At 63.3% G+C, this 23,947-nt stretch carries 28 protein-coding genes and 1 riboswitch; of the genes, 6 read left to right on the top strand and 22 right to left on the bottom strand.

The window, feature by feature from the left end; translation table 11 throughout:
• The coding region (locus EN749_RS08975) for an ABC transporter substrate-binding protein (protein WP_128362960.1) at nucleotides 1–618 on the bottom strand (618 nt) is incomplete at its 3' end.
• Nucleotides 619–797: 179 nt separating this feature from the next.
• Here EN749_RS08975 and EN749_RS08970 point away from each other — a divergent pair.
• Both EN749_RS08970 and EN749_RS08965 read left to right on the top strand, forming a co-directional pair.
• A complete protein-coding gene (locus tag EN749_RS08970) occupies nucleotides 798–2,936 on the top strand; it encodes a TonB-dependent hemoglobin/transferrin/lactoferrin family receptor (protein ID WP_128362959.1) in 2,139 nt (712 codons plus the stop codon).
• Nucleotides 2,937–2,938: 2 nt separating this feature from the next.
• The gene (locus tag EN749_RS08965) at nucleotides 2,939–4,024 is read left to right on the top strand and encodes a siderophore-interacting protein (RefSeq protein ID WP_127809907.1); all 1,086 of its coding nucleotides are present in this window, start codon (nucleotides 2,939–2,941) and stop codon (nucleotides 4,022–4,024) included.
• Here the strand turns inward: EN749_RS08965 and EN749_RS08960 are convergent.
• From EN749_RS08960 to EN749_RS08910, 10 genes are all read right to left on the bottom strand, one after another.
• Nucleotides 3,985–4,443 (bottom strand): DUF126 domain-containing protein, encoded by a 459-nt coding sequence (locus EN749_RS08960; RefSeq protein ID WP_127397682.1) that lies wholly within the window; start codon nucleotides 4,441–4,443, stop codon nucleotides 3,985–3,987. The two genes, EN749_RS08965 and EN749_RS08960, sit on opposite strands and share 40 nt — an antisense overlap.
• Nucleotides 4,440–5,690 carry an aconitase X gene (locus EN749_RS08955; protein WP_127397684.1) on the bottom strand — a complete coding sequence of 417 codons (1,251 nt, stop codon included), beginning with the start codon at nucleotides 5,688–5,690 and terminating at the stop codon, nucleotides 4,440–4,442. Before EN749_RS08955 ends, EN749_RS08960 begins: the two co-directional genes overlap by 4 nt.
• A 239-nt stretch (nucleotides 5,691–5,929) precedes the next feature.
• Nucleotides 5,930–6,994 carry an ABC transporter ATP-binding protein gene (locus tag EN749_RS08945; protein ID WP_127809906.1) on the bottom strand — a complete coding sequence of 355 codons (1,065 nt, stop codon included), beginning with the start codon at nucleotides 6,992–6,994 and terminating at the stop codon, nucleotides 5,930–5,932.
• Nucleotides 6,994–7,782 (bottom strand): ABC transporter permease, encoded by a 789-nt coding sequence (locus EN749_RS08940; RefSeq protein ID WP_127270907.1) that lies wholly within the window; start codon nucleotides 7,780–7,782, stop codon nucleotides 6,994–6,996. The genes EN749_RS08945 and EN749_RS08940 overlap by 1 nt, the downstream gene beginning before the upstream one ends.
• Complete coding sequence (locus EN749_RS08935; protein WP_127317861.1) at nucleotides 7,782–8,645, bottom strand: ABC transporter permease; 864 nt, start codon at nucleotides 8,643–8,645, stop codon at nucleotides 7,782–7,784. Before EN749_RS08935 ends, EN749_RS08940 begins: the two co-directional genes overlap by 1 nt.
• A 65-nt stretch (nucleotides 8,646–8,710) precedes the next feature.
• Entirely contained in the window at nucleotides 8,711–9,772 is a 1,062-nt protein-coding gene (locus tag EN749_RS08930; RefSeq protein WP_127273265.1) for an ABC transporter substrate-binding protein, read from the bottom strand.
• 58 nt (nucleotides 9,773–9,830) lie between these two features.
• Nucleotides 9,831–10,802 carry a PfkB family carbohydrate kinase gene (locus tag EN749_RS08925; protein ID WP_127399226.1) on the bottom strand — a complete coding sequence of 324 codons (972 nt, stop codon included), beginning with the start codon at nucleotides 10,800–10,802 and terminating at the stop codon, nucleotides 9,831–9,833.
• Nucleotides 10,799–11,839: an ADP-ribosylglycohydrolase family protein gene (locus EN749_RS08920; protein ID WP_128362958.1), complete on the bottom strand. Its 1,041-nt coding sequence runs from the start codon at nucleotides 11,837–11,839 to the stop codon at nucleotides 10,799–10,801. Before EN749_RS08920 ends, EN749_RS08925 begins: the two co-directional genes overlap by 4 nt.
• Before the next feature lie 3 nt (nucleotides 11,840–11,842).
• Nucleotides 11,843–12,568 carry a GntR family transcriptional regulator gene (locus tag EN749_RS08915; RefSeq protein ID WP_127809901.1) on the bottom strand — a complete coding sequence of 242 codons (726 nt, stop codon included), beginning with the start codon at nucleotides 12,566–12,568 and terminating at the stop codon, nucleotides 11,843–11,845.
• Nucleotides 12,569–12,795: 227 nt separating this feature from the next.
• Nucleotides 12,796–13,065, bottom strand: coding sequence for a DUF982 domain-containing protein (locus tag EN749_RS08910; protein ID WP_128362957.1), 270 nt, complete (start codon nucleotides 13,063–13,065; stop codon nucleotides 12,796–12,798).
• Between the two features lie 84 nt (nucleotides 13,066–13,149).
• Here EN749_RS08910 and EN749_RS08905 point away from each other — a divergent pair, with 84 nt between their 5' ends.
• Entirely contained in the window at nucleotides 13,150–13,407 is a 258-nt protein-coding gene (locus tag EN749_RS08905; protein WP_127268781.1) for a hypothetical protein, read from the top strand.
• Nucleotides 13,408–13,741: 334 nt separating this feature from the next.
• Here EN749_RS08905 and EN749_RS08900 read toward each other — a convergent pair whose 3' ends face one another.
• From EN749_RS08900 to EN749_RS08870, 7 genes are all read right to left on the bottom strand, one after another.
• Nucleotides 13,742–13,906 carry a DUF3309 family protein gene (locus tag EN749_RS08900; protein WP_127382248.1) on the bottom strand — a complete coding sequence of 55 codons (165 nt, stop codon included), beginning with the start codon at nucleotides 13,904–13,906 and terminating at the stop codon, nucleotides 13,742–13,744.
• A 272-nt stretch (nucleotides 13,907–14,178) separates the two neighbouring features.
• The gene (locus EN749_RS08895) at nucleotides 14,179–14,796 is read right to left on the bottom strand and encodes a hypothetical protein (RefSeq protein WP_127809899.1); all 618 of its coding nucleotides are present in this window, start codon (nucleotides 14,794–14,796) and stop codon (nucleotides 14,179–14,181) included.
• A gap of 384 nt (nucleotides 14,797–15,180) precedes the next feature.
• A complete protein-coding gene (locus EN749_RS08890) occupies nucleotides 15,181–15,876 on the bottom strand; it encodes an isoprenylcysteine carboxylmethyltransferase family protein (RefSeq protein ID WP_128362956.1) in 696 nt (231 codons plus the stop codon).
• A 172-nt stretch (nucleotides 15,877–16,048) separates the two neighbouring features.
• Complete coding sequence (locus EN749_RS08885; protein ID WP_127809897.1) at nucleotides 16,049–17,068, bottom strand: ABC transporter substrate-binding protein; 1,020 nt, start codon at nucleotides 17,066–17,068, stop codon at nucleotides 16,049–16,051.
• Entirely contained in the window at nucleotides 17,061–17,828 is a 768-nt protein-coding gene (locus EN749_RS08880) for an ABC transporter ATP-binding protein (RefSeq protein WP_127398783.1), read from the bottom strand. Before EN749_RS08880 ends, EN749_RS08885 begins: the two co-directional genes overlap by 8 nt.
• Entirely contained in the window at nucleotides 17,825–18,586 is a 762-nt protein-coding gene (locus EN749_RS08875; protein ID WP_174800358.1) for an ABC transporter permease, read from the bottom strand. The genes EN749_RS08880 and EN749_RS08875 overlap by 4 nt, the downstream gene beginning before the upstream one ends.
• 94 nt (nucleotides 18,587–18,680) lie before the next feature.
• Nucleotides 18,681–19,289 carry a YkoF family thiamine/hydroxymethylpyrimidine-binding protein gene (locus EN749_RS08870; protein ID WP_127382253.1) on the bottom strand — a complete coding sequence of 203 codons (609 nt, stop codon included), beginning with the start codon at nucleotides 19,287–19,289 and terminating at the stop codon, nucleotides 18,681–18,683.
• Nucleotides 19,280–19,393, bottom strand: a riboswitch (TPP riboswitch). Its footprint overlaps the gene before it by 10 nt.
• A 195-nt stretch (nucleotides 19,394–19,588) precedes the next feature.
• Between EN749_RS08870 and EN749_RS08865 the strand changes: the two genes are divergently transcribed.
• On the top strand, nucleotides 19,589–19,918 hold the full coding sequence (locus EN749_RS08865; protein WP_128362955.1) for a hypothetical protein: 330 nt from the start codon (nucleotides 19,589–19,591) through the stop codon (nucleotides 19,916–19,918).
• A gap of 93 nt (nucleotides 19,919–20,011) precedes the next feature.
• Here the strand turns inward: EN749_RS08865 and msrA are convergent, their stop codons facing one another.
• Together msrA and EN749_RS08855 are read right to left on the bottom strand one after the other, a co-directional pair.
• Nucleotides 20,012–20,530 carry a peptide-methionine (S)-S-oxide reductase MsrA gene (gene msrA / locus EN749_RS08860; RefSeq protein ID WP_127272383.1) on the bottom strand — a complete coding sequence of 173 codons (519 nt, stop codon included), beginning with the start codon at nucleotides 20,528–20,530 and terminating at the stop codon, nucleotides 20,012–20,014.
• Between the two features lie 132 nt (nucleotides 20,531–20,662).
• Nucleotides 20,663–22,228 carry a glycosyltransferase family 39 protein gene (locus EN749_RS08855; RefSeq protein ID WP_245481711.1) on the bottom strand — a complete coding sequence of 522 codons (1,566 nt, stop codon included), beginning with the start codon at nucleotides 22,226–22,228 and terminating at the stop codon, nucleotides 20,663–20,665.
• Nucleotides 22,229–22,296: 68 nt separating this feature from the next.
• On the opposite strand from EN749_RS08855, the gene EN749_RS37625 reads away from it, so the two are divergent.
• Nucleotides 22,297–22,467, top strand: a complete 171-nt coding sequence (locus EN749_RS37625) for a hypothetical protein (protein ID WP_164762750.1) — start codon at nucleotides 22,297–22,299, stop codon at nucleotides 22,465–22,467.
• A 38-nt stretch (nucleotides 22,468–22,505) separates the two neighbouring features.
• Nucleotides 22,506–23,213, top strand: a complete 708-nt coding sequence (locus tag EN749_RS08850) for a hypothetical protein (protein WP_128362954.1) — start codon at nucleotides 22,506–22,508, stop codon at nucleotides 23,211–23,213.
• Between the two features lie 126 nt (nucleotides 23,214–23,339).
• On the opposite strand, the gene EN749_RS08845 is transcribed toward EN749_RS08850, so the two are convergent.
• Both EN749_RS08845 and EN749_RS08840 read right to left on the bottom strand, forming a co-directional pair.
• The gene (locus EN749_RS08845; protein WP_189367427.1) at nucleotides 23,340–23,570 is read right to left on the bottom strand and encodes a hypothetical protein; all 231 of its coding nucleotides are present in this window, start codon (nucleotides 23,568–23,570) and stop codon (nucleotides 23,340–23,342) included.
• Nucleotides 23,521–23,943 carry a hypothetical protein gene (locus EN749_RS08840; RefSeq protein WP_189367425.1) on the bottom strand — a complete coding sequence of 141 codons (423 nt, stop codon included), beginning with the start codon at nucleotides 23,941–23,943 and terminating at the stop codon, nucleotides 23,521–23,523. Before EN749_RS08840 ends, EN749_RS08845 begins: the two co-directional genes overlap by 50 nt.
• Nucleotides 23,944–23,947 lie beyond the last annotated feature (4 nt).

Genomic DNA, 23,947 nt, shown 5'->3' with positions numbered 1-23,947 from the left:
CTTCACAAGGCCATGAAAGAACACCACTTTCTTGCGCCGCTCCGGCGGGATTTTTGCTGTCAGATCGGCTGCCGTCTGAAAGGCGGTGAGCACCTCGGCGGAAACCACCTTGCCCTTGTCCTCGAGCCCAAGGCTGGCGGCGATCAGGGTGATCTTGCGCTCGATGCCTTGCGGGGTGTTGTCCTGCGGGACGAAGACGATCGGGATCGCCAGTGATTTCAGCACCTCGACCGCCTCCGGCGGCCCGCTGTCCTCGGCCGCCAGGATCAGATCGGGACGCAAGCTCGCCAACCCCTCGACCGAAAGCTGGCGGCGGTAGCCGACATTAGGCTTCCCGGCCACGGATGGCGGATATTTGCTGCCGCGATCGACGGCGATGATCCGCTCGCCGGCGCCGAGCGCGTGGACGATCTCGGTAACGTCGGAGCCCAGCGTCAGGATCCTCGTTGCCGGTCCCGGCGCGACGGTTCGTCCCAGCGCGTCGACAACGCCCTCGGCGGCCAGCGCCTTGAAACCGCAGGAAGGCGCCAGCACCGACAGCGCCAGAAGCAGCATCGCCGCGATCCTGCCTGGTTGCAACCAGCCGATCCTCTTGCCCCCGCCCACACTTCCGACCATGCCGCTGCTCCGTGCCAGATGCTTCTCGATGACGGTCGGCTATAAAATTAAAGTTGACTCATGTCATCATGTTTTAATATGTGACCCCTGCCCCGACCCGCCTGGTCGAGGGATTTTCAATCATGCCAGCCAAGGCTTTTCAGCCACCGCCAGCAGTTTTGCTTTTGCTTAGGGGCTGCATGACAACGACAACAAACACGACCTTGATGGCGAGCACCGCGCTCGCCTTCGTGCTCGGCCTATGCGCTGTGCCCTTTGCCAGCGCGCAGGAACAGGACCAGGAGAAAAAGGCCGCCGCCAAGGCCGGCCGCCTGGCGCCGGCCAATCCCGCACAGAACCAGCCGGCGACGATGCTCGACGTGATCACCATCTCGGCAACGATGATCAAGACGGCGGTGATCGAATCGATGGCCGCCATCAGCGCCATCGATCAGGACGAACTCGACCGTATCCAGCCCGACACCGCCGCCGACATCTTTCGCACCACGCCCGGCGTCGCTGCCTCGATGAATGGCGACGACCCGGCGACCGCCATCAACATTCGCGGTTTGGAACAATATGGCCGCGTCGTCGTGACGCTCGACGGCGCCCGCCAGGACTATTGGCGCGTCGGTCATGGTTCTGGCTCGTTCTATGTCGAACCTGACCTCATCAAGGAAGCCACCGTCATTCGCGGCCCGGTTTCGAACGCCTATGGTTCGGGCGGCATCGGCGGGGTCGTCTCCTTCGAGACCAAGGATGCCGGTGATTTCCTCAAGAAGGATGAACGCTGGGCGCTGAGCGAGAAGCTCGGCTACGAGGACAATGGCGACGGCTTCACCACCAGCACCACCGGCGCCTACCGTTTCAGCGACGATGCCGACATCATCGGCAACCTCATCTATCGCGACCGCGACAGCTACACCGACGGCAATGGCGAGACCGTGCCATGGACCGGCGAGCGGGTGACCAGCGGCTATCTGAAGACGACTCTGCGGCCGGCCGATGACCACGAGCTGAAGCTCGGCGCCATCCTGCAGCGCTACAACGACCAGATCACCGGATCGAGCGGCTCGACCTCGCCGACACTGAGCCGCTACGACACCAACACCACCAACCAGACCTACACCGCCGCCTATACCTGGAAGCTGGACGACAACGCGCTGATCGACTTCAGCGCCAATGCCTATCACAACCGCACCCGCGCCGAGCAGACGCAGGTCGCGCCCGCCTCAGGGATCGGCAATTTCCGTTTCTATGATGTCGCCACCTCGGGCTTCAACGTGAAGAACTCCTCGCGCTTCGACGCCTGGGGGCTAGCCCACACGCTGACCTACGGACTCGATTACTACTATCTCGAGGCCTCCTCGGAAGCGGCGCATTTCGGCGCCGGCGAACAGCAGGGCTATGGCGGCTTCCTGCAGTGGCAGGGCGATTACGAGGACTGGCTGCAGGTGATCACGGCCCTGCGCTACGATGGCTATACGCTGGATGGCGAGACCAAAACCGTGCCGCCGCAGGAAGCCTCGATCTCCGGCGACCGCTGGTCGCCGCGTGTCACTGTCGGCGTCACGCCCTTCGAAGGTTTTCAGCTCTACGGCACCTATTCCGAGGGCTACCGGGCACCGGGCCTGCAGGATGTCTTCCGTGGTGGCGGCGCGCATGGCTCAGACGACACCTATGTGCCCAACCTGCTGCTCCAGCCCGAGACGGCGAAGAGCTGGGAAGCCGGCATCAACGTGAAGTATGACGAGGTGCTGACCGAGGGCGACCGCCTGCGCGCCAAGGTCAACGTCTTCCACACCGACGTCGAGGACTATATCGAAACCGACCTGACCGTGCCAACGGCCGTCCGGCCGCGCACGGCGGCCAACATTGGTGACGCGCGACTGAAAGGCATTGAGGCGGAGATCGTCTACGACTACGTCTGGGGTTTCGTGAACCTCTCCGGCGCGCTCATCGACGCCAAGGTGGTCAGCGGGGTTTATTCCGGCCAGGCATTGAACAACACGCCGCTCGACCGCTTCTCGGCCACGATCGGCTTCCGCATGCTGGAAGACCAGCTCACCATCGGCGCGCAATATCTCAGCATCGGCGAGATCACCCGCACCCGCCGCACCAGTCTGAACAACCCAATCGTCGTCGACGACGCCTTCGACCTGGTCAACGTCTTCGCCAACTGGCGCGTCAATGACAACCTCAAGCTCGATTTCGGCGTCGATAACGTCTTCAACACCGCCTATACCGACCCGCAAAGCGCATGGTCGACCTCGGCGGCAACGGAACAGGGCAAGGGCCGCACCTTCAAGGTGGCCCTCACCGGCAGGATCGGAGGCTGACAATGAGCCAAGCATCGGTGCGGGAATTGGCCTGTGAGGCACAGCTCAACCTGCGACATCTGCCTGATTACATGGACAGCATCAGCGACAGACTGCAGAGCTTCGAGGCCGATGCCTCGCATGAGGGAAAGCGCATCGATTTCCGCTTTGCCTTCGGCGGGGCCTCTTTCGACATGGAACGGCTGGTGATGCGGGCCAATGCCGCCGACCGCGACGGGCTCGCCCGTATCAAGGACCTGCTGGCCACAGCCGTACAGGTCTACGCCAAGGAGGAAAACCCCGAGATCGTCTGGACCGGCGATCTCTCAGGCGAAACCAGCCTCGCCCAGTTCCGCGAGATGGTGGTGACGGATATTCGCGACCTCACCCCGCACATGCGCCGCATCCGGCTGGCCGGCGAGAATCTCTCGCGTTTCACCAAATTCGGCGGCATGCACATCCGCATGCTGTTTCCGACCAGGGAGGTGCCCGATCCGCTGTGGCCAGTGCTGGGCGGCAATGGCCTGCCGGCTTGGCCCGCCGACGACCGGCGCCCGGTGGCGCGCGTCTACACCATCCGCACGCTGGACGTGGCCAGGGACATCATCGATGTCGACTTCCTGATCCATCCCGGCGATAGCGTCGGCTCCGCCTGGGCCATGCAGGCCGCGCCCGGCATGAACGTTGGCATCATGGGGCCGGTGGGCCGTCCGGTGCGACAGGCGCAGTGGTATCTCATGGGCGCCGACGAAACCGGCCTGCCGGCGCTGGCGCGGCTGCTGGAGACGCTGCCGGCCGAGACAAAGGGCGTCGCCTTTGTCGAGATCGCCAATGATGGCGAAAGGCAAGCGATCAACAATGCCACGGGCATCGAGTTGCATTGGCTGACAAGGAACGGCGTGGCGGCGGGCGAGGACAGATTGCTGGCCGAGGCTGTCCGCTCGGTAGCGTGGCCGCAGGACGGTTCGGCCTTCGGCTGGTTCGCGGCGGAAGCCGCCGCCGCCAAGATCGTGCGCGAATATTGGCGCGACACGCTGGGCCTCGGTCGTGATCAAACGCTGGCTGCAGCCTACTGGCGGCGCGGCGCGGCTGGATTGATGGCGGGGTGAACTCTGATGATCGGCCCGCCGTCTTTGCCGATGCCGATGTCAATTTGATCACCGGAGACAAGGCTCGAAATATCGCAGACCACCAGCGGCATTCGAATGTCATAGAGAAATTCGGCAACGATGGCGCCCACCGCCAGGATCGGGTCCGGCCGTTCCAGAAGAATACCGGCCGGCGCCGTACCCCTGCGGATCGCCTCGGCGAGGACCGAGGATGACGACGACGAGCCGCGACCACTCGGCATGACCAGGATCTTGCCAGCGACATTCTGGCCGAGACCGGGATGCGAATGGTCCGTTATGTTGCCGGTCTCGGCATCGATGCCACCCCAAAAGCTGAGCGCTTGCCAAAACACCAACGCCTGGCCCTCGGCCGCGCCGGCCAACTGAAAGGTGCCGGTTCGTTCCACCGGTCGCGTCATGAGGCGCTCCGCACGATATGCCCGACGGCAGCGGAACGGATGCAATCCTCCATCTCGGCGAAGGCGACGGACACGCCGATATTGCCCGGCGCGTAATGCGCCCATTTGCCGGAATTGGTCATGACCACGCCGTCGAGGCGTTCCAGGATCGATGTGACATAGGTGCAGGTATCGGCGACCGGGACCAGACCGAACGCCTCCATCCCAGCCAGCGCGCCCTCCTCCTGCAGTCGCGCCAGGGTCGCACGGCCCGTGTTGACGTAGATCGGGATGCGCCTTCCGGGTGCTGCCTCGCGCAGCAACGGCAACAGGCGCATCCACTCCTCATACGAAAAATGCGGCGTGCCGAGCGACACGGCCGCCACCGGCGCGCCATCCCGTACGCTCGATAGCCTGGCCAGCGCATGGTCGATATCGGCGCGGCTGATGCGGATCGTCTCGTCAGGCGCATGACCCTGGAACGCCTCATCGAGCGTCATCGCTTCCGGCGTGATGCCGAGCGCATGGAACAGCGCCACAGCACCCGTCGTTGCAGCCGCCGCACCCAGCGCCTTCAGCTGATCCTCATCGCGCGGCTGCGGCAGGCCGGCAATCACCGGAACGCGGTCGCCGCTCGCTTGCCCAATGAATAGCCCGACGCCGACGAAAAGGCTGTCGCTCGGCTCGCCGTCCGGAACATCCAGCTCAAACAGGATCCGGCCGCGCCGGTTCTCGCTCAGATGCAGGCCCCAGGCCGGCGCGCGCCCAGTCATGGCGCAGCACAGATCGATGAAATCGCCGTAGCGATTGGTGCGCGCGCCGATCACCGAATTGGCAAAGACGATGGCGTTGGATTCGCCCCAGGCGATCTGTTCGCCGAACTCCGGCCTGAACCGCGTCTGGTAAGGTGCGCAAGTGAAGGTCGCCTGGCAGCCGAGTTCCAGATGCGCCTTCATCAGCCGCCGCGCCGGCACCTCTTCGGCGGCCGGCATCTTGACCATGCCGGGATGGATGAGATCGAACGAACCGACATTCAGCGTCGTCGGCACCTGAACGCGGCCACCGCCTTCGACCAGCCGCTCGACGAAATCGAGACCGGCCTTGCCGTGGTAGAGACAGCCGTCGATATGAGCACCGGCAATGTCGAGCAGGCCGCCCGCCCCGACAGCATTGGAAAACGCGGCCAGGATTTTCATGGCAGCCGCGGCGGACGGACCCTGCTCGCCGTCGAGCATGGACCGGTCCTGTGCGGTCAATTCAAGCGTCATCAGTACTCCACCATTTACGCGATCGTATGGCGGGGCAGCGCCCCCCCTCTCTGCCCTGCCGGGCATCTCCCCCACGAAGGGGGAGATCGGCAGCTTGAGCCTTATCGCATTTTTTGCAACGCCGGCGATTTGCGAAAACCGGCTATCAAAGCCAATCTCCCCACTTGTGGGGGAGATGTCCGGCAGGACAGAGGGGGGCGCGAAGGAACGCCAACCATCCCATCCCTCCACAGTCCTACTTAACCCGCCGCGATCAACACCGTACTCTCCGGCGACCAACTGAGCATCACGTCCTGACCTTCCGCCAGCCTGTCGACACCCGTGTTCTGCACAATCACCTTCAACGTCTGGCCGCCACGCTCGACGAAATAGGTGCTGTTGTTGCCGGCGAAGATGCGCTTGGAAACCTGCCCCTTGAGCATGTTGGCGGTGCCATCCGGTGCTCCGGCATCCGTGGCGATGCGGATGCGTTCGGGGCGCACGGCGCAGCTCGCCTTGGCGCCGGCGGCAAGCTTGGCACCCGCGCCGGCGGCAATCGCCGTACCGTCCGGCAGCCGGATGCCATCGCCCGTCGTATCGCCGCGAAAAATGTTGGCGTCGCCGAGGAAGGTGGCAGCGAACTCGCTCTTCGGCCTGTTATAGATCTCCTCCGGCGGCCCCTCCTGCACCAGCCTGCCGTCGCGCAATATGCCGATGCGGTCGCTCATCGTCAGCGCTTCTTCCTGGTCGTGCGTGACGAAGATCGTGGTGATGCCGATCTCGCGCTGGATACGTTTGAGCTCGATCTGCATGTCGACACGCAACGCCTTGTCGAGCGCGCCCAATGGCTCGTCGAGCAGCAGCACGCGCGGCTTGGTGACGATGGCGCGGGCGAGCGCCACGCGCTGGCGCTGGCCGCCCGACAGCTGGTGCGGACGCCGCCCGCCGAGTTTGCCGAGCTGCACCAGATCGAGCGCGCGCTGCACCTCCGTCGCAATCACTGCCTTGGCCTCGCCGCGCACCGACAGGCCGAAGGCGACATTGTCGGCGACGCTCATATTGGGAAACAGCGCATAGTTCTGGAACACCATGCCGATACGGCGCTTCTCGACGGGCACCCGCTCGACGCTCTCGCCGCCGATGGTGATGCGACCCGAGTCAGGAAAATCGAAACCGGCGATCTGCCGCAGCAGCGTGGTCTTGCCGCTGCCCGACGGCCCGAGCAGAGCGTAAAAGCCGCCATCGGCGAAGTCGATGGAGACGTTGTCCAGCGCCTTGTGTGCGCCAAAGCTGCGCGAGACATCGGATACCTGCACGCCGGCCATTATTTCTCTCCGCCGAATTTGAAGAACCGCGCCGTCAGCAGCATCAGCGCCATCGACACGACAATGATGATGGTCGAGACCGCGTTGATCTCGGGCGTGAAACCCTTGCGGATCGCGGCGTAGATTTCGACCGGCAGCGTCGTCTGGCCCGGCGTCGCCAGGAAATAGGACACCACGAACTGGTCGAACGAAACGGCAAACGCGAACAGCCCGCCGGCGATGACGCCGGGCATGATCCAGGGCAGCGTGACGCGGCGCGTCACCTGCCACTGGTTGGCGCCTAGTGAGCGCGCCGCCTCTTCCAGCTCCGGCGCGAAGGTCTGCAGCCGGGCCGAGACGACGACGATGACATAGGGCAGCGCCAATGCGACATGGCCGAGCAGGATCGCGTGCAGGCCACGACCGATACCGACGCCGAAGAAAAAAATCAGCATCGCCGTGCCGGTGATCAGCCACGGTATGGCGATCGGCGGAAACAGCAGCGCCTGCAGGAACTTCTTGCCGCGAAACTCATAGCGATAGAGCGCCAGTGATGCCGCCGAGCCGAGCACGACGCAGATGATCGTGGTGATGACCGCGATCTCGACGCTGTTCCAGGTCGCTGCGATCAGTTGGTCGTTCTGCCACAGCGAAGCATACCATTCGGTCGTCCATTCGAACGGCAATTGGTAGAAGGGAGAAACGTTGAACGACATCAGCGCCATGATGATGATCGGCAGATAAAGAAAGGCGAGCAGCAGCCAGATATAGAGGCGGCCGAGTCCTTCGAGGATGCGGGTCGTCGTCATCACGCAGCCCTCCGCAGCACCGGCGAGGCAACCGCCAGGATGACCAGCACCACGGCCAGCAGGATGAAGGAGAGTGCGGCTCCGAGCGGCCAGTTGAATACGGCGACGAACTGGTCCTCGATGACCGTTCCGTAGAAGGTGCCGGTGCGGCCGCCCAGGATGCGCGGTTCCATGAACGAGCCGACGACCGGCACGAAGATCAGGGCCGCACCCGCTACCAAACCCGGCATCGACAGCGGGATGATCACCCGCTTCAGCACCTGGAGCCGCGATGCGCCAAGCGAGCGTCCGGCCTCGATCAGCGAGTCGTCGATCGCCTGCAGCGTGAGATAGCAGGTCAGCACCATGTAGGGCACATAAGAATGCACCAGCCCGATGATGACGGCCGGATAAGAGTACATCAGGTCGATGTTGATCTTGAACGGCAGCACCGCGTTGAGCGCGGTGTCGAGGATGCCCCCCTCGCGCAGCACCATCGCCCAGGAAAAGATGCGCACCAACCCATTCGACCAGAACGGCAGGATGACGAGCAGGAAGATCGCCTCGCGGCTGCGCCCCTTCAGCACCTTGGCCAGCACGTAAGCGGCGGGATAGCCGATGACGACGCACCACAGCGTCACTTCGAGGCCAAGGCGCAGCGAGGCCAGCAGCAGCGTCAGATAGAGGCTCTGTGAGAAGAAGGCGGCATAGTTGCCAAGCGTGAACGCCCACGGCTTTCCCGACAGCGGCAGCTCGGTCATGAACGAGAAGAAGACCATAGCGGATAGCGGCAGGAAGATCGCCACCGTCAGCCAGAGATAGGCCGGTGCCAGCAGCGGCAATGCCGATCTCAGCCCGCTTCGCGACGCTGTCGCAGCTGCCATGGTACCCTCCTCCCAGTATTGGAAGAACCAGCCGACGCGAACCGCCGGCTGGCTTGGCTGTGATCTTACTTCACGTCGACCTTAAGCTGCTGCCAGAGCGCCAGATAGGCTTCGCGCTGGGCGTCGGTGATCGGCGCCTGGAACTGGATGCGCTTGGCCACTTCGGGATCACCCATGACCTTGCGGTTGAAGGCATCCTCGGGCAGCGCTTCCACCGCCTTAGTGTTGGCCGAGACCGGAGCGCCAACCTTGGTGACCCATTCGACATAGAATTTCGGGTCGATCATGTAGTTGATGAAGGCCTCGGCGCCGGCGACGTTCTTGGCGCCGACGGGGATGGAAAACGCGTCGAGCCAGGCGACGGCGCCTTCCTGCGGCACCACCAGCGAGACCGGCAGCTTGAAATGCGTCTTGGCGCGGTCGGCCGAGCCGCTCCAATAGGTGCCGATGTCGATCTGGTTGGAGGCGACCATCTGGTTCCAGTCGTTTTCCGAGCTCCAGAAGGTCTTGATCTGCGGCATCAGCGAGGTCAGCTTCGTCTTGACCGCATCCATATCCTTGATGTCGTTGATGTTCTGGCCAGTGGCGATGGCGCCGAACTGCACCGCTTCAACGGCATCGTCGCGAATGACGACGCGGCCCTTGTGGGCGGCATCCCACATTTCGGCGATGCTCGTCGGTGGTTTGTCGAAGGACTTTTCGTTGATGGCGAGTGCGGTTAGACCCCATACCCACGGCACGCCATAGACCTTGCCGTCATGGACGAGCATCGGCGATCCCGCCTTGTCCTTGCTGATGTCGGCATAGTTCGGCAGCTTGGAAACGTCGATCGGCTGGATCAGTTTCCCGGCCATCGCCTGGTCGTTGAAGGCGGCGTTGATCATGACCACGTCATAGAGGCCGGGATTGGTCCGGATCTTGGTCAGCATTTCCTGTTCGGAATTGAAGAAGTCGTTGACGACCTTGTTGCCGGTCGCCTTTTCGAAAGCCTCGACGGCCCACGGTTCGTCGGCGCCGTAACCCTTCCAGTTGAGCACATGCACTTCGTCGGCCTTGGCGGCGAACGCAAGTGCGGAGGTAAAGACGGCGGTCGCCGTCAGCAGAGCAGTCAAATCAGGCATGCGCATGGTTGGTTCCTCTCTGTGGGTTTGCCCGGTTCCCGGGCTTGTCAGGCTTTTCCAGCTGTTATGCATTGGCCTTCTGTGTCCGGCCTGCTCCCGATGGGTCGGCGGCATGGCTCAGGAATGTCTGGATTTCGCGATTCGTCGGCGCCGACGAGCCGCCATGGCGGGTGACCGAAACAGCAGCAGCAGCATTGGCATAGCGCGCTGCCTCGAAGGGCGAGATTCCGTGCGCCAGCGCGCTGACGAAAGCGCCGATATGGGTGTCGCCGGCGCCATTGGTGTCGACGGCGTTGACCTTGAAGCCGGCAATGGTCTGGGCTGAGCCATCGGCCAGCCTGATATGGCAACCCTTCGCGCCGGCGCGGATGACCACGCCCGCAGCGCGTGGGCAATGGTCGACCAGAAGTCGTGCAGCGACAGCCTCGACATTGCCCAAACCGGCGATCTCAGCCGCCTCCATCGTGTTGCAGCTCAGCCATGTGGTGCGGGCAAGCACCCGCGACAGGATGGAGCGTGGAATATCCGAGATGACCGGGGTCGGGTCGAACACGAAGGGAATATTCGCCGGCAGCGCCTCGATCCAGTCGGTGAGCGCATCGCGGCTCTTGGGGTAGCTCAGCGTATAGCCGGAGGTGAACACCCAATCGCCCGGTGCCACCGCGACCGGCGCCATCATTTCGAGGCTGAGTATGCTCTCCGCACCTGGCCATGACACGAAGGTGCGTTCGGCGTCGCTGGAGATCATGGCGACGCAATTGCCGCTGTCCATCAAGGGCGATGGCGGCGTCAGTGTCGCGATGTTCTCGGCCATGAAGGCGGTGCGCAGGAAGTCGCCATTCGGCCCACTGCCGAGTTGGCCGCCGAACACCACCTGCATGCCGGTGCGGCTGGCCGCCACCATCATGTTGAAGCCGCCGCCGGCGACCTGGGCGAAGCTCGATGCCGTCTTTTCCATGCCGGGCGCCGGCAAAGCGTCGATGCGGTAGACATAATCGACCACGGCACTGCCTATATGGACGAGACGGCCGCTCACGCCGCCGCGTCCTTGCTGGAGCCGGCTTTCGCCGCCCTTGCCGCGACAAGGTCGGCGGCGAGCGCGCCAACCTCTGACAAGTCGATGCCGACAAGCCGGAGGATGTGCTCTTGCGGCAATCGGGAAAAGCCGGTGCAGGCGCCGGCCATGCCGGCAGCGATGGCGCCGATCGTATCGGTGTCGCCGCCGAGATTGGCGCTGATGATGGCTGCTTGCCAGGGGTCGCCACGGGCGACTTCCAGCACGGCGAAGGCAGCCGGAACGGATTCCTGACTGGCGACGCCGGTGCCGACCAGATCGGTGATCAGCCGGATCGCATCCCTGATCGCCTTGCCACGCACGATGTCCTGCGCCCAGACGATACGCGCGGCGATGTCGCCGCCGGTGACCCAATGTCCGAGCGTCGCCCCTCGCCTCGCCGCCGCGACCGCGCTGGTCGAAGCATCGCGCCAACCGCCGCCGGCGACGCCGCGGCTGACGGCCGCTGCGACGGCTGCGGCCGAGGCTATGGCGATCGAGGTGTTGTGCGTCGCCCGGCAAGTCTCCGCCACCTTGCCGACGAACGTCTCCAACGGTTCAAGCGGCATCATGATGCCGACAGGCGCGATGCGCATGGCCGCGCCATTGGTGTCGCCGCTGCGTCCCGCTTCCTCGGCCGGTACGCCATTGTTGATGGCATCGATGGCACGCTTGGTCGACGGCCCCAAAAGATCATAGCTGCCGCGCGCCTTGACCTCGCGCTCCCAGTCGAGCAGCGCATTGACCCAGCGCGCGTGGTCGAAACGGTCGCCGGATTCGAGCAGGATGCGGCCGAGCAGCAGCGCCTGTTCGGTATCGTCGGTGATGGTTCCGGCGGCCAGGCCCTTCGACACCGGATGATCGGCGACAGGCTCGATGAAATCCTCTACATGGCCGTAGAGTTCGGCAATGCGAGCCGGCGACAAAAGCTGCGTCGGCATGCCGAGCGCGTCTCCCAGCGCTCCGCCGACAAGCGCGCCCATGGCGCGATCGATGGCCTTGCTGGTTGCATCCGGCATCGCTCAGAACCTCATATGCAGCGCAAAATGTGCCGGGTTGAGCAGGCTGGTGACATACTCGATCGGCCGATCGTCAGCCGCACGCGTCAACCGGCGCCCGCGCAGGAAGGGCGTGCCTTGTGGGCAACCGAGGATGGCCGCATCCTCGGCATTGAGCATCTCGATCTCGACCCATTCCTCGCCATGGTCGGGAATGAGGCCGGCGGCGCGCAGCGTCTGGTGCAGCGAGCCCTCGCGCAGTCCGCGCAACGGTACGTCCTCAAGCTCGGAAGACAATGGCAGCCGGCTGCGCTCGATGGAGATCGCATGGCCGTCGCTGGCGTTGGTGCGCACCCGGTCAACGGCAATGAAGAACGGGCTTTCGATACCAAGCAGCGCAGCCAGATCGGGGTCTTCGATGACCTCCAGCCGCAGCGTCCGCGTCTCGGCATTGGCGCCGGCATCGGCCAGCGCCCGCGACCAGCCGATCGCGTCGTCGACCGGCTTGCCGTCGAAGGTGACGAACGAGCCGATACCGACCCTGGTCGTGATCAGCCCGCGGCTCGACAGTTCCTCGAGACCCTTGCGGACCGTATTGCGGCTCACGGAAAAGCGCTGGACGAGTTCGTTCTCGCTTTGAAGGCGGTCGCCGAAGCCGAGAACGCCGGAGCGGATCTCATGTTCGAGGACGGTGGCGATCTGCTCGGGCTTGCCCGTGCCGGGAGACAGTTGAATCGCGCGCCGTTTCATAAGGGACCTGTTCAATGAACCTGTATAATCCTGTTCAATACAGAGGCCCGGATGCCTTGTCAACGGATGCTGAAGACTGACCGAAAGGCAGCGGAATGGGCGGAATAACCGTGCAGGGCGTGCCGAGAGGCAGGTCAATAGCCCCGAAAAGCCGGTCGGCCGTCGCCAAAAGAGGCACACATCCAAGGGGATGGAGCCAGATCCTGATTCAATTTCACCGGGGCAGGCTACGGGATCGACACCTCACGCGGTTCGACGAGGATGTCCGCCTCGATCGCCGCGTTGATGAACGTGGCCCTTGCCGCCGAGACTTCTTTCTTTCCCTCGAGCACGGCCAGACAGACCTTGCGGGCAACCATATGCTTTTGCCCGGTCGCAACCGGCCAGCGGTTCAGCAGGATGTCTGCAGCCTGAGCGACCCGCTCCACGTTGAAGATCGAGTTTCGCGATCGGCCGAGCGCAATCCTGACCGGCTCATCGAAACGCTGATCTTGCACGATGCCACTCCCCAAAGTCGGCATTCATCGATTCGCGGCCTTCAACCCCGAGCAATGTGATAGGTTCCGCGCCAAAGGTGCAAGATGTCCGATTCCAGTGGCCAGAAAAATCCCAGGCTGATCGTCGTGGTCGCCTTCGATCGCGGTGAGGATGGCGAGCTGTTCCCAGCCTTTGGACCCGCCGACCAGCAAAGCGAAGACCGCGCTATACGCACCGCCAAGGCTCTGGCGGCAAAGCATGCCGGCGTCATCGCCTGGAGCCGTGAGGCCGATCCGACGCTAGGCGAATACGGCCCGCCGAACACGCTCTTCGTCAGCGGCGACGTACCTGACATGGAGTAATCTGGCGTCAGGATCTGGCCTGCGCTCAACGCCGCAGCCAGAACGGAGACTTCTCAGAAAACCCCCGCCTTTCCTTGAAGCTTGATGCAAGCCGGTTCCCTCGCCCATCAAGCAAAAGCCCGCCACGGTGAACCGGAGCGGGCCTTGGAGGAGGACAAGGGGTGGGACCCTCTCCTCTTGTTTCCACGGGGGGGGTGTGGACCGCAATGACCATACGAAAGTTTTGCAGAGTGCAGGATCACAAGCCGGCTTGCCTGCATCACAATCCGGTGCGCGCCGGCATTGGGGGCGCTCACGAGATTGCGATCTGTCGGCGACAACCGGGCGGGCCTGGCTAGATGCGCCCGAGCACGACAAGCACGATGACGATGAGCAGCACGAGCCCGAGGCCGCCGCCGCCATAGTAACCGGTGCCATAAAAAGGGCCGCCGCCGAGGCCGCTGAAGCCGCCAAGCAGCGCAAGGATAAGAATGATGATCAGTATGGTTCCAAGACTCATGGCTTTCAGCTCCCGTTAGCGCTGACGCATTGGGTCGAACATCGCGGCCGCGATGTTCGAGGACGAGAACGTTCCCAAGGCTCTACCGTTCCGTGCGATCGTGGCAACGGAAACGGCCATCCAACGTGATGCAAGCCAGAACTTTGATACCGGCACGCCAATGAACGCGGAAAGCCCGCCAGTGTGGCGGGCCTTCCTACCAGCCGGAGGCCAGGAGCGTGCGGCCGAGCCTCAGGGCCTGTTCGGCACCTCCAGTCCCGGCACCTCCAGCATCAGCGGCGCGCGATCAGGAGGCAGAGTTGCCGTAGGTCGCGGTCGTAGGCGCCTTCGCTGCCGAGCACGTCGACGCAGCGCTTCTTCATCCGCGCCACCTTGCTATCCGACATCTGGGCCACGACACCCGGCAGGCTCGGCCTGCTGGGGTTTGACGGATTGGACGGATTGCTCGGGTTCGACGGATTGGACGGATTGATGCCGCCCCCAATACCCACGCCGGCACCGACGCCGACGCCGCTCGTCCCGCCCACATTGGCGCCGAGGCCGGCAGCAATGCCGCCAGATCCTCCAACATTGGCGCCCGCGCCGGCATTGATGCCATTGCTGCCGCCGACCGAAGCGCCGAGACCAGCATTGACACCGCTCGAGCCGCCGACATTGGCACCGGCCCCGGCCTTTACACCACCGCTGCCGCCCACCGAGGCGCCCACTCCGGCGCTGATGCCGCCACTGCCGCCAACGGAAGCCCCGACGCCGGCATTGACGCCGCCGCTACCACCCACCGAGGCACCAACGCCAAGGCCGATTCCCGCAGCATTGGCGGGCAGGGAAAGGGCTAAGATTACCGCACTACCCGCCAACATGTTGGCGACTGTCTTGATGGTGTGAGCCATAACACTCTCCTGTTGTCGTTGCGCTAAAGCAATTGGCGAGAGGCCGATTGCAAGATCAACTACGCGAGGTGATGAATTTCAGTTTCAGAGAGAGAATACTGAACCTGAAGCGTGGTATACATCAACAAAATTTCTGAAATAAAATTATAATAAAGTTGGAATAATTTCTCGTTACACTAACAGTGCGTAAGGCCATTGATGATCGGACGTTACTCTGCTCGTCTTACTGCGAGGCCGTACACCGCACCGGACAGCGCATGAGCCTCTCGCAAGATCAGCAAGACCGCCACGATGATTGCAAGTGGCCAGAGTCTGTCGGCGGATGCGGGAGCGAGAGAGTGCAAGCGTGATTGCAGGCCGAACGATTCTGCGCTGGCCGGCTTGTCAGACGATCCCGTAGAACAGCCTGTAGTGGACGCGCTTCATATAGTCCCGGTATTCCGGCGTCGCGGCTAACAGCGCCTCTTCGCGCAGGATGCGATGAACCTGGAAGAAGGTGATCGCGGCGTAGACAGCAAGATTGTAGAAGGAAAAGGCCGACAGCAGGAACAGGACATGACCGGCAAGGTATCCGGCATAGATCGGGTGCCGCACCAGGCGGTAGGCACCGTCGGTCATCACGCCGCGATTGCCCGGCAGAATGGCGAAAGAACGCCCTAGCGATATCTTCCCCCAGATCACGAACCCCAACGCCAGGACTTGCAGCGGCGCGGCGGCATAGATCGGGATGATGGCCACGCCCGGTTCCAGGTCGATGAAGCCGACACCGAAGCTGGCGACCACCGAAACAACCACCGTCAGCGGGTTCCAGTCGCGAACCTGCGGTCGCCGCGACAGAAGCAGCCAGGTAAAGGTCAGGATCTCGGAAATTGCCACCAGCGCCACATTGATGCGGGTCGGGTCGAGCATCAGGTGAGATACGCCGCGGTAGACGAACATGCCCGCGAAGGCCAGCGCGCAGATCCGAAAGAAACCTTCGCGCAAATCCACCAGGATTTCGCGCTTTCGGGCTGCGGACAAAATCCTGCCGTCACTGATGTGCGAAAGCGCCTCGCTTTTTGATATGAGCAATGCAAACACCCCAATGATCCCTCAGGGCGACCTTTGCACGCAACCATTGCCGGGCAGTTAATCAACAAGATCAGATCGGCATTAAACTGGCTGTCGGGGAGCCAGGGCGCCACTTCCAGACGACCTGCTCCACGCGGTCGCCCAGAAAGACTGGCGACCCATCTCATTTGGTTTTGCCAGACTAGCTCAGATAGTCGTTGCGGAAATAGCTCCCGAAATCCGGGCGTTGAGCAACCAGCTTGCCGTCGGCATCACGCAAAATGCCGGACGCGAAGAGATAGCCGCCGATCGCTCCCATCTTGGCCGGATCCATCGTCCCGATGGCGCCGCTTTGGCTGCGCAGATAATGGCCGTCGATCAGCGCCTTCAGTGAGGCGTGGATCAGCGCCGGATTGGTCAACGCATCCTTGTTGGCCGCGATCAGCAGGGCTGCCGCATCTTCGGGGTGATCGACCGCGAACTGGTAGCCGCGCCGCGTCGCCTGGACAAAGGCGGCCGCAGGCTTGGGGTTTGCCTGGAGATAGGCTTCGCTCGAAGAGATCAGTGTCGTGTGCTCGTCAGGCACGCCGTAATCGGCATAGACGAAGCTGCGTTGTTTGACGCCCCTGAGCTCGGCGTCGACACCCTCCCAGGTCGAGACTTCGAGCGTGAAATCGACCGAACCGTTGGCCAGCGCCTCATAGGCTGAGGTGCCGAGCGTCACCGTCTCGAAATTGCCCTTGCCGCCATCATGGCGGATGATGGTCGATATCAGGGCGTTTTCCCAGGCGCTGCCGAAGCCGCCATAGGTCAGGCCGTCGAGGTTTCTCGGGCTTACGATCTCGCTGCGGGCCGCATTGAAGACCACGCGGCCGGTTTCCGATTGCACCACCGCATAGACGCCCTTCAGGTCCGCTCCGGCGGTTCTCTGGGTGAACAGGCTGATGGTGCCGTTGATGCCGAAATCGGCGACGCGATTTGCAACCAGCGTGCCCGCACCGGTATCGCTGTAAGGCAGGATGTCGACCTCGAGCCCGGCCTCGCGATAGAAGCCCTTGTCGCGGGCGACGAACAGTCCGATGTGGTTGGTGTTGACAGTCCAGTCGAGGGCAACGGTGACCTTTTGTGCCGATTGTGCTTGGGCTCGCCCCGATCCGGCAACGAGCGGAAGGCCTGTGGCAAGGGTCAGCAACAACGCCTGCCGGCGCGTCAAGTCAGTCATGATCGTGTCCTTTGGATGGGGTGGCGTTGAGGATGATGTCGAGAATCTCGGCCTCGAGCGTACTTGCCTGGCGCGCGGCATCGCCGCCAAGGCTGCGCGGGCGCGGCAGCGGCACCTTGATTTCACGCACGATGCGGGCCGGGCGCGCCGACAGCACATAGATGCGGTCGGACAGGAACACGGCTTCGCGCACGTCATGGGTGATCAGGAGCGCCGTCCAGCGATGATGCCGCCACATCTGTTCCAGCCAGCGCTGCATGGCCGTGCGGGTCAGCGCGTCGAGAGCGCCGAACGGCTCGTCGAGCAAAAGCATGTCGCGTTGCTGCACCACCGTGCGCAGCAAGGCCGCGCGCTGGCGCATACCGCCGGACAGTTGCGCTGGAAAATGCCGCTCGAAGCCGGCAAGCCCGAATTCGGCAAACAACGGCGCAACGCGCGCCCGCGCCGCCTGTCTCCTCATGCCTTGCACTTCGAGCCCGAGCGTCGCGTTTTCGAGGATGCGCCGCCACGGCATCAGCGCGTCACGCTGCGGCATGAAGGCGAAATGCCTGCCGTGGTCGTCGAGCGGCGCGCCGTCGAACAACATCTCGCCCTCGCCATGCTCGGCGCCGGTCAGGAGCTGGAAGAGTGTCGATTTGCCGGCGCCCGAGGGTCCAAGGATCGAGACGAATTCACCAGCGCCGACGCTAAGCGAAATATCGGCCAGCACGTCGAGCCCACCGAACGCCTTGCGCACATGCCGCAGCTCGAGCCGGTTCATCGCCAGGCCCCCTTCCCGGCGGTTTCCTTGCCGGCCCGCTCCCAGGGCATCGCGAGGCGCTGCAGCAGTACAGTCGACCCGAACAGGACAAGTGTCAGCGCGGCACTCACTCCGACGGCGGCAAGAACCAGGTCAGGACGGAAATTGTTCTTGGCGTTGAGCATGTAGATGCCCAGCCCCTTCGCGGCCCCCGCATATTCGGCGAAGATCGCGCCGACCACGGCGTAGGTGATGGAGATCCTCAAACCAGCGAAGAAATAGGGCAGCGCCGAAGGCAGCCGTGCCAGCACGAAGATGCGCCAGCGCCCTGCCCCCATGGCGCGCAGCATTTGCCCGATCTCGGCCTCGGTCGACTCATAACCCTCGACCAACGCAACCAGCATCGGAAAGAAGGTAACCAGCGCCACCAGCATGATCTTGGGCGCCAGCCCGAAGCCGAACCAGAGCACCACCAGCGGCGCGATCGCCACCAGCGGCAAGGTCTGGCTGACGATTAAGACAGGAAACATCGCACGCCGCAGCGGCTGGAAGAAGTCGACCAGCATTGACAGCACGAAGGCAGCGCTGAGCGAACAGGCAAAGCCGAGCAGCGTGGCGCCGATGGTCGGAATGGCGTTGTCGGCCAGCGCCTGGCGATTGAGCAGCGCTTGCTCGAAAACGCGCGACGGCGCCGGCAGTGTCGTCGGCCTGATGCCGGAATAGGTGGCATAAAGCTCCCACGCCAGCAGGAGCAAACCGACCGAGATCATGGCCGGCATTGCCTTGACAAGAAGGCTCGCGATCGGGCGCGAAGCGACTGATGATGTGGCCACGGGAGATAACCTTTGACGGCAGCGCGAAAGCGCGGCTGGCTCAGACAGCCGACGGGCTGTTGGCCGAGACCGTGACGTCGAGGGTTACGTGGCCGGCGCCTGGTCCGAAGCGGCAGAAGGCCTCGTCCAGCGCCGAAAAGATCGCACCGGCATCACCGCGCAGTTTCGTGCAGAAATGCTTGGAACGCTCATAGACGCCGGACTGCTTGAGAAAATCGATGCAGCCGTAGATCTCGTCCATGTGGTCGTCGGTGCCCATCACATAGAGCGAGAACTGCGCCGCCGCCGGCTGGCCGGTGGCAGCAGCATTGCGCACCGCCGCGATGGCCGCATCCTTGCGCGGGCCGAGTGGCCCAACAGGCCCGCCAAGTGCATCGGAGCGGCAGATCGGATCATCCGGCTCGCCAGGGCACCCGCGCGAGATGGTGGCCGACAACACGCAATGTTTGCCGCTGCGTGCCGCCGCCACGAAGAGGTCGCGCATGGCGGGAAACAGCACTTCGGGCGGCCCGACCAGCAAGGTCGAGATGTCGTCGGTCTCGATCCTGAGCTTGTCGCGCCAGGGATCGAGCGCACCGAGCGCGCCAAGAATGACACCGACGAAATCGTCGGTCATGGGGTATAGGGAAATCTGTGCGCCTGAAAACATCGCCCGCCTCGCTCCGCTGGTATTACCCAGATCAGCTTCTAGGGTCTGTGGGCTTGCCGCCCCCGTCTCAGCCCCGACCGTACGGAGCACCCCTGTGGATGTGCGCCTTAAAGCATCATTCGAGTTCAAGGGAAAGCCGTTTTTTCAGAGCACTGCGCCAAAAGCATTGCGCCAGTCACGGTGCGCCTGTGCGGAATTTTGTCGGGAACCTTCGCCGCTGCGACCGGTTGTCCCCACAGTCGCAACGCGATCACTTTCGTAGAAAACAAGCGACGACTTCACAGAAATGGAGACAAACCATGTTCATGAAAATCCTCGCAGCTTCGGTTCTCACCATTGGTCTGGCCGCGTCAGCCATGGCGCAAAGCGCCGGCAGCAACAACGCAAATGGAAGCGGCAGCGGCAAATCGGTGACGGTTGAGCCGAACACGCCGGCTTCACCGAATACGGTCGAGCCGGACACTGTCGACCCGGGCACGACCAACAGCACGACTGGCACGGTAGGAGATATGAATTCAAACGCGGATCAGAATTGCCCGGCAAGTCCGCAGGGGGCGCAGGCAGATGCCAACGGCACCTCCCCGGGCACCACCTCGCCGACAGTCAACGACAACAATTGCGGCAAGTAATCTGCACGCGATCGAACCAAAGCCGCGGAGCACAACCTCCGCGGCTTTGTTCTACCACGACGCGGGGATCGGGGCTTGGTACAACCTTGAACTCTACGAAACCGCCGTCTCGCGAACCGGCAGCTTCCAGCCTGGCCTGACGAAGTGGCAGGTGTATCCGTTGGGATATTTCTCCAGATAGTCCTGATGCTCGGGCTCGGCTTCCCAGAACGGACCAACGGGTGCGACTTCGGTGATGACCTTGCCCGGCCACAGGCCCGAGGCATCGACATCGGCGATGGTGTCCTCGGCGACGCGCTTCTGTTCGTCGCTGGTGTAATAGATCGCCGAGCGATAACTCGTCCCGACATCGTTGCCCTGGCGGTTGCGGGTCGTCGGATCGTGGATCTGGAAAAAGCGTTCCAGCAGCGTGCGATAGCTTATGATGGCCGGATCGAAATTGATCTCGATGGCTTCGGCGTGGGTGCCGTGGTTGCGGTAGGTGGCGTTGGGCACGTCGCCGCCGCTGTAGCCGACACGGGTGGAGATGACGCCGGGATAGCGCCGTATCAAATCCTGCATGCCCCAGAAACAGCCGCCGGCAAGGACTGCACGTTCGGTCGAAGTCGCCATGTCACGTCTCCTCAAAAGCAATTCCGGGAAAAGTGTGTGGCGGTTTTCCGTCTGGAATTGCGTGAAAGCAAGTGGTCTCGCCATAAATGGGCATTGTCACCTGCTTCGTCCAGCGGACGCGGTGGATCTACCTCAATTGCTCGGTTGGGCGAGGCTGTCGATCAAACCCAGTAGCTTCATGCCAGGCGGAATGGCGGCAAAGCTGATCGCCACCGGTGGTGCCCTGAGCGACCAGTCGAAAAGAACGGTCTTGACCGGGATGTTTCCCAGCCACGCCAGCAGCCGAGGTGGCACGCCGCTCCCGGGCCAGACCAGAAGCATGCCGTGATCGCGCAGCCGCTGGCTGGTGATCCAGGGGGCGAGCCGCATGTCGAGGTCTGTGAAGATCGACGGCTTGTCATAGGCGTTGAGGCCCGCCAGCAACGCGATGCGGGTATCGCCGCCGACGATGTCGAGCCGACCGGGCACCGCCGCGTGCCAGACCGCCTCGGCTTCGTCCGAAATCTGCCGCGCTGGCCAGCAGACGGCATCCATGCGCCCGCGCAAATTGCAACTCGTCCAGCGGATGCCCGCATAGGCACCGGACATGCCGAGGATGCAGGCGAACGCGCAGATCGCCAGCCGTCGCAGTTCGACGGCGCCAAGCCGATGACCCAGCAAGGCGATCGCCACAACGCCGACCAGATTGTACATCGGCGCGCCCCACGCCTCGCCGGCGCCGGTAAACAGCGAGGCCACCATGACAAGCACCGCCGGACCAAGCCCCATCCACACGAGATAGGCCAGCGCGCCGCGCTCAATGGGCTGTTCCGGCGCGGGCGAACGCCGCAACAGCCCCGATATCGACAGCACCAGCAATAAGCCGCAGAGCCCCGCCATTTGGACACCGATATAGTAAAGGCGGGCGCGGTGGACCAACACCCATTCATCGCGGCCGGCGACATAGGTCAGCGGCAGGAAATCGATGCGGTAGAGCTGGATGGCCAGTGGCGCGGCGACGGCGAGGAAAACCGCGAGCCCAAGCCAGGGCCAGGGCGTGGCGAGCCGATTGCGTGCCCGCGTGTCCGACAACAGCCAGATCGCCCCGAAGAGCAACAGCAGCCCGGTGGAAAACTTGGCATAGAGCCCGACGCCCGACACCAGTCCGAGCGCCAGCCACCAGCCCGGCCCACCGCTACGGCCCGCACGCCACAGCAGCCAGCAGATTGCGGCCCAGAAGGGCATCTGCGCGTAATCATGATTGAACTGCGGTGTCGGCCAGCCGAAGAAATACAATGACGGCATCAAAAGCACGGCGGCCAGCGCGCGGGTTCTCCCGAGCATGTCGCGGGCCAGCAGGTAGACGAAGACGAAGGTCGCCGAGACGACAAGCTGGGCGAGCAGATATTGCGGCCAGCGGAACGATCCGGTCAGAAGATGGCTGATCTCGAGCAGCCAGCCGGGGAGCTGCGGATGCTTGTAGGTCAAAAGCACCCATTCGCGGCCCCACATGAAACTCTCGACGACGTCGCCGGGCGGGGCGGCATCGACAAGCGCCGGCATCACGGTCCAGCACAGGATCTGCGTCAGGCATAAAAGCGCCAGGCCGGCTTCTGGATAGCGCGTCAGCCCCGGCCAGATCGACGACTGCCACCAGTCGCCTGGAACAGAACTGCCGACCGGCAGCCAACCGTTCATGGTTTCGTCGATTCGCGTCATGCGGTGGATAAATCACACCGGACGGTTTTACGAACAGCCCAGAACTTGAAGCTTACGAAAATGTATACTTGGCCGACCATGGCAAAACCAAGATTGAGGCAGAGTTTCGCGCCACCATGCCGCCTCTCCCGTCATCACATGCCAGCAAGACAACAATGGAACACGCCATCCCGCAGCACCCTGAACATGCCGGGCATGGCGCCTTGGGCGTGATCGCGGCAGGCGTCGCCTACGCCTGACCGGTTACCGTCCCCAAAAAGCATCCAGGATTTGAAAAATGCGCCACCACCACGCCGTCATTCACTACCGTGCGCTCGATTTCTGGATGGCCCGTGCGGCCGTTCTCGTCATCATCTGCCTGCAGCTTCTGGTCATCAACAATCTCTCATTCTGGCCGCGCTGGGTGGCGCCCGCGCTGGAGGCGGCCCTGCTGCTGCCCTTGTCGGTGGCCACCGCCTGGACGCAGGCCGCCACCCGAAAGGCGGTCGAGGACCACGAGTGGCATGCGATCGGCCAGTTTCGGGTCATGATCCGCAGAACAGCCCTGACCATGACCGCCATCATCAGCATCATCAATTGCGGTTCGCTGGTCCTGCTGGTGCGTGCCTTGCTGGAGGGCCATGCCGGCAGTAGCGGTACGACGCTGCTGATCGACGCGCTCAACATCTGGGTCACCAACGTCATCGTTTTTGCCTTGTGGTTCTGGAGCACCGACCGCGGCGGTCCGCCGACCTGCGGCCTCGTCAAGCTCGCACAGGCCGATTTCCTGTTCGCGCAGATGACGTTGAACGACCGTGAGCTTCGAGATTGGCTGCCCGGCTTCGTCGATTATTTCTTCCTCGCCTTCACCAATGCGACCGCATTTTCGCCGACCGATACCTTGCCACTCTCCCAGCGCGCCAAGCTGCTGATGATGGCCGAGGCCATGATCTCGCTGCTGACCATCGCGCTGGTCGCGGCACGCGCGGTCAACATTCTGGCTTGATTAGGCCAAAACGCAAAAATGGCCCGCCCGGCGAACCGGAACGGGCTATTTTGGGTTGTCTTCGATGGTTCGATGCCGCGGGAAACGTGCCTCGGCAATTCCGCCAAGCAATCGCCGCCGCACCAGCTATTCGTCCCGCGCGCGGCTGACTCTCCGCACCACGAACTCGAACAGGACGTCCGAAATCCACATGGCGCAGACGCCGATCAGGAAGGCGGCCGCCAGCGTGGTGGTGTCGTCGGCGGGAGCGGGCATCGGCAGGCCGGCGATCCTGGCGTAGGAAACCGCCGGCAGCGTCAGATACGGTCTATAGGCTGCCAGTTGATTGGTCCGGCGCCGTCTGTCCAGTTCGGCCATCAGCGCCAGATATTCCGTCTTCACGGACATCGCCGGGCTCTTCGAGGAACGGCTTGACGACTGCCTCAAGGGCGCGGATGCGGCTGCGGATTTCGTCATCGCTCAGGCCGTCCATTTGGTTGATCGTGGCATCGAAATCCTTGGGCAGCACCGACAGCACGATCTTCAGATATTGATCCGGCTTGTCGGCCCGCACCTCGGCGATGACGCCGGCGCCATGTGTGCGGAAATCGGCACGCACGGCGGCCAGGAAATCGTCGCCCAGTGTTTTCTTGGCGCGCTTGCGGCGCGGCTTTTGCGCGGCCGGTTTGGCGGCGGGCCTGCGTCTCGCCGGCTTGCCGCGCGCCGGCCCGGTTGCGATTTTATCAGCCATGGAC

The sequence above is a fragment of the Mesorhizobium sp. M7A.F.Ca.ET.027.02.1.1 genome, from assembly GCF_004022985.1.
Classification (GTDB): Bacteria; Pseudomonadota; Alphaproteobacteria; order Rhizobiales; family Rhizobiaceae; genus Mesorhizobium.
The sequence above is the reverse complement of the archived record's forward strand: the minus strand, read 5'-3'. Positions and strand labels throughout refer to the sequence as shown.